Consider the following 7,089-nt stretch of genomic DNA (forward strand, 5'->3'; position numbering starts at 1 on the left):
CACCCGCGTCAACCCGTCTGCCGGATGCGGATCCCCGCGCCGCCGCGCTGAACAGCAAGTCCAGCACGGAACGCGGCAGAGTTGTTAGCTTTTTGTTATGTCGAGATTTGTTGGGCATTGACGGTAGTTGCGGGATATGCCTATCTTCGGCGTAAGGCTTGGTAACCGATTACTAGGAGGTGCCGTGCGCAATGACCGTCCCCGCGAGCACTGGGTGAAGGTGGCGGACGGGCTGCTGGAGGCCGTGACGCCGTACGCCACGCCCGGCTCCGCGCAGTACCGCCTGCCGGGCCGGGCCGGCAGGGCGGGGCCCGCGTCCGACGGGCTCGAAGGGTTCGCGCGCACCTTCCTGCTCGCCGCCTTCCGCCTCGCGGGTGACCCGGCAGGCGCACCCGCCGCCCTGCTCGAGCGCTACGCCGACGGACTGGCGCACGGCACCGACCCCGGCCACGAGTACGCCTGGCAGCCCATCGCCGACGGGCACCAGACGATCGTGGAGGCCGCCTCGATCGCGATCGCGCTGCACGAAACCCGGCCTCTGCTGTTCGACCGGCTCGATCCCGGCGCCCAGGAGCGGGTGATGTCCTGGCTCGGCGGGATCGTGGGCAAACGTGCCTGGCCGTGCAACTGGGTGCTGTTCAAAGTGATCGTCGAGCAGTTCCTCGCCGGGGTCGGCGGGCCGTACGACAAGGACGAGATCGACGGGCACCTCGCGGACGTGGAACGCTGGTACGTCGGTGACGGCTGGTACACCGACGGCGCCGGGCAGAACTACGACTACTACTGCGGCTGGGCGATCCACCTCTACACGCTGTGGTGGACCAGGATGTCAGGCGCCGACGCCACGGTCTACCGGAAACGGCTGCACGCCTTCCTCGACGGCTACCGGCACTTCTTCGCCCCCGACGGCGCCCCTATGCACCAGGGGCGCTCGCTCACGTACCGGATGGCGAGCGTGGCCCCGCTCTGGCTGGGCACGATTTTCGACGCCTCCCCGATCGCGCCGGGGACCACGCGCCTGATGGCGGGCCGCACGCTGGACCACTTCGCCGCCCACGGCGTGCCCGACGAGCGAGGCCTGCTCAGTCTGGGGTGGCACCGGCCCTACCTGCCGGTCACCCAGGGATATTCCGGGCCGGCCTCGCCATACTGGGCCGCCAAGGGGTTCGCGGGCCTGCTGCTGGGCCCCGACCACCCGGTGTGGACGGCGCCGCCCGCCGAGCCCGACGAGGGCGACCTCACCGTGACCCTGCCCGCCCCCGGCTGGCTGCTGCACCGGACCGACGGCGTCACCCGCCTGGTCAACCACGGCAGCGACGGCAACGACCCGGACAGCGCCAGGGACGACCCCCACTACACCAAGCTCGGCTACTCCACCCACACCGCGCCCGAGACCGGCCCCGGCGGCCGGGCCGACAACGCCGACAACCATCTCACCGTGATCCTGCCCGACGGGCGGGCCACCCGGCGCCGCCGCATCGAGCGCATCGGGATCGCCCGCGACTTCGCCGCCTCCCGTTACGCCGACGGCGAGGTCGTCGTGGAGACCGCCTCCGTGCTCGACGGCCCGTGGGAAGTGCGCGTGCACCGCGTCACTGCTCCGGAGGACAGCATGGTCCGCGACGGCGCGCACGCCCTCGCCTCGGACCGGCCGTGCGACGTCACCCTGTCCGGGCACACCGCCTTGGTGAAGACCACCCCGGCTTGGGCTTCCACGGAGACCGATGTGGCCCCAATTCCGGCGCTGGCTCCGGCTCCGGCGGAGATCGGGCTTGTGAGCGAGATCGTCGGGCTGCACGGCTGGCGCACCGTCCAGGCCGTGCTCCGCCAGGACGAGAACGCGATCGGCGCGCACTCCGCCACCCCGTGCCTCGTGGGCACCCACCCGGGCGGCCACGGAGTCTTCGTCTCGGCGGTACGGCTGAGCCGCGGCTCCTTGATCCCGCCCCCCAACATTCGCGTGAACGGTGATCACGTCTCGTGGGACGATACCGCCGGACTGCACGTCGAGGTCGCCCTGGGCCGCGAACCCGTCTACAGCCGACACGGATCCGTGGAGGAACGCGTTGTCTGGACCGGCTAAACGCGTCACCATCCGCGACGTCGCCAAGCACGCCGGGGTCTCGGTGGCGACCGTCTCGCGCACGCTGGCCGGCGACTACCCGGTGCAGCCGGCCACCCGGCACAAGGTGCTCCAAGCCGTGGGCGAGCTGGATTATGTGCGCAACGCCCACGCCAGAGCCCTGTCCGTGGCCGCACCCGGCGCCGTGGCCATCGTCATCAACTCGGTCGCCACGGCTTACTACTCCTACATCGCCCAGGGCGTGGAGGAGCAGGCCACGGCCGAGGGACGGCTGTGCCTGATCTGCACCACCGGAGGCGACCCCCGACGCGAGCTCGCCGTCGTCCAGATGATGCGCGAGCAGCGGGCCGAGGCCGTGATCCTCGTGGGCAGCGTGATTCAGGACGACGACTACAAACGGCGCATGACCCGCTACGCCCACAGCCTGGCCGCTTCGGGCTCGTGCCTGGCGCTGTGCGGCCGCCCGCCGCTCGGCGACGGGGTGCCGGCGTTCACGGTAGGCTTCGACAACACCGGTGGAGCGCACGCGATCACCACTCACCTGCTGTCCGCCGGGCATCGCCGCATCCTCTACCTGGGGCTCCGCCCCGGCCAGAGCACGTCGGACAGCCGGGTGGCGGGCTATCGCACGGCCCTGGCCGACTTCGGGGCGGTCTACGACCCCGAGCTCGAAGTGGGCTGCGGTTACGACCGGTCGAGCGGTTACGCGGCGATGAAGCATCGGCTCGCCGCCGGAGCCGGTGACTTCACGCGGGACTTCACCGCCGTCTTCGCCGCCACCGACGTGATCGCCGCCGGCGCTTTCCAGGCGATCCGCGAGCACGGGCTTCGCATTCCCGACGACATCTCCATCGTCGGCTATGACGACACGCCGCCGGCCGAGGACATCGGGCTGACCACCGTTCACCTGCCGCACGCCGAGCTGGGCCGGGCCGCGGTGCGTCTCGCCCTGTCCGGCAAGAACCCTCTGGTCGAGGCTCCGATCACGCTCGGCACCCACATCGTGGTCAGGAATTCAGTCAAACGAGTGGGGAGCGTGCGTTGAGAGCCGCCTTCGCCATGCGCGGTGCGTTGTTCGGCGAGATCTTCCCCGATGACCTCCGCGTACGGCTCGCCGGGCTGGTCGACGTTCCCGGCACCGTCCTCAGCGGCCTTCGCGGAACGCTCGGCGACGTGGAAGTGCTCATCACCGGGTGGGGTTGTCCTCGGGTGGACGCGGCCGTGCTGGACGGTGCCCCCCGGCTGCGGGCGATCGTGCACGCGGCGGGCAGCGTCAAGGGGCATCTCACCCCAGAGGTGTTCGAGAGGGGGATCGTCGTGTCGTCGGCCGCCGATGCCAACGCGGCCCCCGTGGCCGACTACACGATGTCCATGCTGGTTCTGGCTGCCAAGTCGGTGCCGCGGCGGATCCACGCCTACGCCACCGGCGGCTGGCCTGCTGGCCCGTATCCCGGAGTGCCGAACGCCGGTGAAGCGGCCGGGCTCGGCGGCGCCACCGTCGGTGTCATCGGCGCCTCGCGCATCGGCCGCCTGGTCATCGAGCGGCTCACGTCATACCGCGTAACGCCGCTGCTCACCGACCCGTATGTGGACGCTCACCAGGCCCGCGAGCTCGGCTGCGAGCTGGTCGAGCTCGACAACCTGTGCCGCCGCGCGAACCTGGTGACCATTCACGCTCCCGCCCTCCCAGAGACGTACCGGATCCTGGACAAACGCCGGCTCGGCCTGCTGCCGGACGGCGCCACACTGATCAACACCGCCCGCGGCACGCTCGTGGACACCGACGCGCTCACCCGTGAGTGCGCTTCCGGGAGGCTCAACGCGATCCTCGACGTCACCGACCCCGAGCCCCTGCCTGCCGGGCATCCGCTGCTGGCGGCGCCTGGCGTCTGGGTGACGCCACACATCAGCGGCGCCCGCGGTAGGGAGTTGCGCGCGCTAGGGGAATACGCGGTCGGCGAGATCGAGCGGTTCATCACCGGGCAGCCGCTGCGCGGGCAGGTGCGCTCCGCCGATCTGCTCAGGATCGCGTGAGCGTCAAGCTCGGCATCCTGTTGACTTGCTCCGACGGGAAGACGGCGGTGCGCACGCCCCAACCGCCGTTCGGAATGAGTGAATCCGCGATGCTGCCGCCGTGGACAGCTCGCCGGCTGGGCCGTACCGCGGAGCCGCGGTCACGTCGAGACGGGCGTCAGACGGCCGTGCGCGACCACTGCTGGTTGGTGCCGGCGCCCCAGGTGTACTGGCCGACGCGCGTACCGTTGTCGGTGTTCGGTTGCTGGACGTCCATGGCCTTGCCGCTGTGGCGCACGTTGATCGTGTAGAAGGTCGGCGGAGGGGTGGGGCCGATCGTGTCGCCCCAGGCATACCGGATCCGGTCGGCGCCGGAGGTGTTGCGGACGGTCAGGTTGAGATCGGTGCCGCTGCCGCTCAGGGCGTACATCGAGTACCAGTCGTAGCCGATGTCGCCCGGCTTGCCGCCGAGCGCGGGCCAGTAGGTGCCGCCCATCTGGTTGTCCCGCATGACCTGGGCCATGGCGCGGATGTGGCGCACGAAGTTGTCGATGCTGTTCGCGTCGCCGTAGTTGAGGCCGGTGGACATCGGCGCGCCGAACTCGGTCGCGACCGCGCGCCAGGCGCAGTTGCCCAGACGCGTGTGGATGTGGCTTCGGAAGGCGTCGTAGGTCATCGCGCTGGAGAAGAAGGCGTAGTGGAGGAAGGAAAGCAGCGTCGAGTTGAAGCGGCTGTCGTTGCAGATGTCCCGCAGGTCCTGGCTGTAGACGTTGCTGTTCGAGCCGTACGTGTCGGTCACGCTGGACCACATCGTGTTCCATGCGGCGAGGTTCGTGATCCTGCCGCCGGAGGCGGCGCCGTCCTCCCCATAGGCGAGGATGACCTTGAATCCACGGGCGGTGGCGGCGTCAATGGCGCCGCGGTAGGCGTTCCCCCAGGTCGTGTTGGCCACCGTGTGCGTGTTGATGGGTAGCCGGACGGTGTTGACGCCCATGGTGGAGGCCATGTCGTCGTAGAGGGCGTTGGCCTTGGCCCGTACTGTCGCGTTGCTGTCGGACTGGCTCAGCCCGTGCAGGTCGAGCGTATCGGTGCTGAAGTTGTCACCCAGCACGGCCCAGTTCATGCCTCGGAACTGGCTGGTGGCGGCATGGGCCGGCGCGGCGGTGAGCGCGGATTCCTGGGTCCAACTTCACCTGCGGGCATCAAGTTGCCGCCGCACCTGCGGGCTGCGCATCGTGCTGCTCCACCACCAGGACCGGCGGCTGTGGGACATCGCCACGTACGTAGGGACGGCGGCGGTGACTCAGGTCGGCCAGGTTCGCCGAAGCCTTCGACGCCTGGTCAATGCCGCCGGCTCAGAGGGTCGGCACGATCAGACGGATCGTTCCGTCCGCGGCGAACTCCATCCGGTCGACGGCCACCTCCCTGTTGGTCCCGTTCCCCGTCGGCACGGCGAACCGGTGGTAGGCGATGTACCACGTGTCGGTGCCGGGCACGCGGACGACCGAATGGTGCCCGGTGCCCTTGATTCCGGCCTCCAGCCGCTTCTGCAGCACCACGCCCCGCTTGGTCCACGGTCCCAGCGGGCTCGACCCGGTCGCATACGCCACTCGGTAGTCCTCGCTACGGGTGTCGTTCTCCGACCACATGAAGTAGTAGATTCCGCCGCGTCTGAACACGAACGGTGCTTCGTTGTAGCCCGATGGGGTGATCGTCCGTACTTGCGAAGGATTGAAGGAGGTCATGTCGCCGTTCAGCGGCACGACGCGGGCGACGCCCTGCCCCCAGTAGAGGTAGGAGCGACCGTCGTCGTCGGTGAAGACCATCGGATCGATCGCCTGGCCGGAGTACTGGCCGGCGGCGATGAGCGGCCGTCCGAGCGCGTCCCGGAACGGGCCCGTCGGCGAGTCGGAGACCGCGACGCCAAGCTGCTTGGCGGTGTTTCCGGTGGCGGCGCCGCCGCTGAAGTACAGGTAGTAGCGGCCATTGGCCGCCGCGATCGCCGGGGCCCAGGCCGAGTCGTCTGCCCAGGACACGTCGGGGCTGTGGTCCAGGACAACGCCGTGGTCGGTCCAGGTCACCAGGTCGGCGGAGGAGAACGCCTTGTAGTACGTGCCGCGCCAGCCCGCGTAGCCGTCGGTCGTCGCGTACAGGTAGTAGCGGCCGTTGATCGCGGTGACGTGGGGGTCGGCGAACAGGCCGGGAATCACCGGGTTCCGGTTCGTCTTGGGTGCCCACGGCGCGGCGATCCGGAACGAGCTGTCCGCGCGGAAGGTCGCGGTGTCCTGGTACGGGTCCAGCCAGAGCTCGAAGTCGCGGTGCCTGATCCGCCGGCTCGGATAGTTGTAGGAAATCAGCGACGTCGATCCGGCGACGGAATCGTCCACGGCGCAGAACGTGGAGTCAGCCCGGAACGTCGCGTCGCCGGTGTTGGCGTCCACACGCAGCCGCCAGTCGCGGTGTCGCAGAAATCGGCCGTCCTTGGTCTGGAAGGAGAAGCAGGAGGGCGTGGCCAGGCCGTTGACGATCGTGAAGGTCGCGTCGAGCTTGGTTTGGGTCGCGGCGGCCGAGGTGACCGGGTCGACGCGGCCGAGCGCGTCGGCGTGCCGGACGTACCGGCCGGGGTAGTTGACCGACTCCAAGGACCGCGCGCCGGTCGGCAGCGTCGCCGCGAGCGCCGGAACGGCCGTGGCCACCAGGTCGAAGCAGGCCAGAACGAGCGCGGCCGTGGCGGCCGCCCATCTGCTCACCGTCATGCGTGCCTCTTTCCGAGCGCCATCGATGTTAGCGCTATCAATCTTGGGTGGAGAGTTGATTAGCATCCGGCCAGGTCAGGCACCGTCATTGGGATCGGTGACCGCGCCACCGCGCAGGCCGAGCCGCTGACGGATGATCACACGGGTGGGGCGCTCGGCGTGCCGGGCGGCTGGCGGCTCAGCCCCAGTGTTGCAGTAGCCGGTCGTACTCGGCCTGGGTGATCGGCAGGACGGTGC

The 7,089-nt window shown here is 69.7% G+C and carries 5 protein-coding genes; 3 read left to right on the plus strand and 2 right to left on the minus strand.

The features are described 5' to 3' along the window. Nucleotides 1-184: 184 nt before the first annotated feature. The 3 genes from AB0I79_RS60305 to AB0I79_RS60315 are packed head-to-tail and all read left to right on the plus strand — an operon-like array spanning nucleotide 185 to nucleotide 4,117. Entirely contained in the window at nucleotides 185-2,083 is a 1,899-nt protein-coding gene (locus AB0I79_RS60305; RefSeq protein ID WP_357894769.1) for a DUF2264 domain-containing protein, read from the plus strand. Continuing rightward, complete coding sequence (locus AB0I79_RS60310) at nucleotides 2,067-3,128, plus strand: LacI family DNA-binding transcriptional regulator (RefSeq protein ID WP_357894772.1); 1,062 nt, start codon at nucleotides 2,067-2,069, stop codon at nucleotides 3,126-3,128. The genes AB0I79_RS60305 and AB0I79_RS60310 overlap by 17 nt, the downstream gene beginning before the upstream one ends. Further along, nucleotides 3,125-4,117, plus strand: coding sequence for a hydroxyacid dehydrogenase (locus AB0I79_RS60315; RefSeq protein ID WP_357894775.1), 993 nt, complete (start codon nucleotides 3,125-3,127; stop codon nucleotides 4,115-4,117). The genes AB0I79_RS60310 and AB0I79_RS60315 overlap by 4 nt, the downstream gene beginning before the upstream one ends. 157 nt (nucleotides 4,118-4,274) lie before the next feature. On the opposite strand, the gene AB0I79_RS60320 is transcribed toward AB0I79_RS60315, so the two are convergent. Together AB0I79_RS60320 and AB0I79_RS60325 are read right to left on the minus strand one after the other, a co-directional pair. Continuing rightward, on the minus strand, nucleotides 4,275-5,219 hold the full coding sequence (locus AB0I79_RS60320) for an RICIN domain-containing protein (RefSeq protein WP_357894778.1): 945 nt from the start codon (nucleotides 5,217-5,219) through the stop codon (nucleotides 4,275-4,277). Nucleotides 5,220-5,451: 232 nt separating this feature from the next. Continuing rightward, the gene (locus AB0I79_RS60325; protein WP_357894781.1) at nucleotides 5,452-6,852 is read right to left on the minus strand and encodes a family 43 glycosylhydrolase; all 1,401 of its coding nucleotides are present in this window, start codon (nucleotides 6,850-6,852) and stop codon (nucleotides 5,452-5,454) included. Nucleotides 6,853-7,089: the final 237 nt, after the last annotated feature.

This window comes from Nonomuraea sp. NPDC050202 (genome assembly GCF_040656115.1).
In the GTDB taxonomy this organism is placed as follows: domain Bacteria; phylum Actinomycetota; class Actinomycetes; order Streptosporangiales; family Streptosporangiaceae; genus Nonomuraea.

Excerpts from the sequence above, each read along its gene's own strand:
- AB0I79_RS60320 (WP_357894778.1), bottom strand. The coding sequence starts at position 5,219 with ATGAACTGGGCCGTGCTGGGTGACAACTTCAGCACCGATACGCTCGAC.
- AB0I79_RS60325 (WP_357894781.1), bottom strand. The coding sequence starts at position 6,852 with ATGACGGTGAGCAGATGGGCGGCCGCCACGGCCGCGCTCGTTCTGGCC.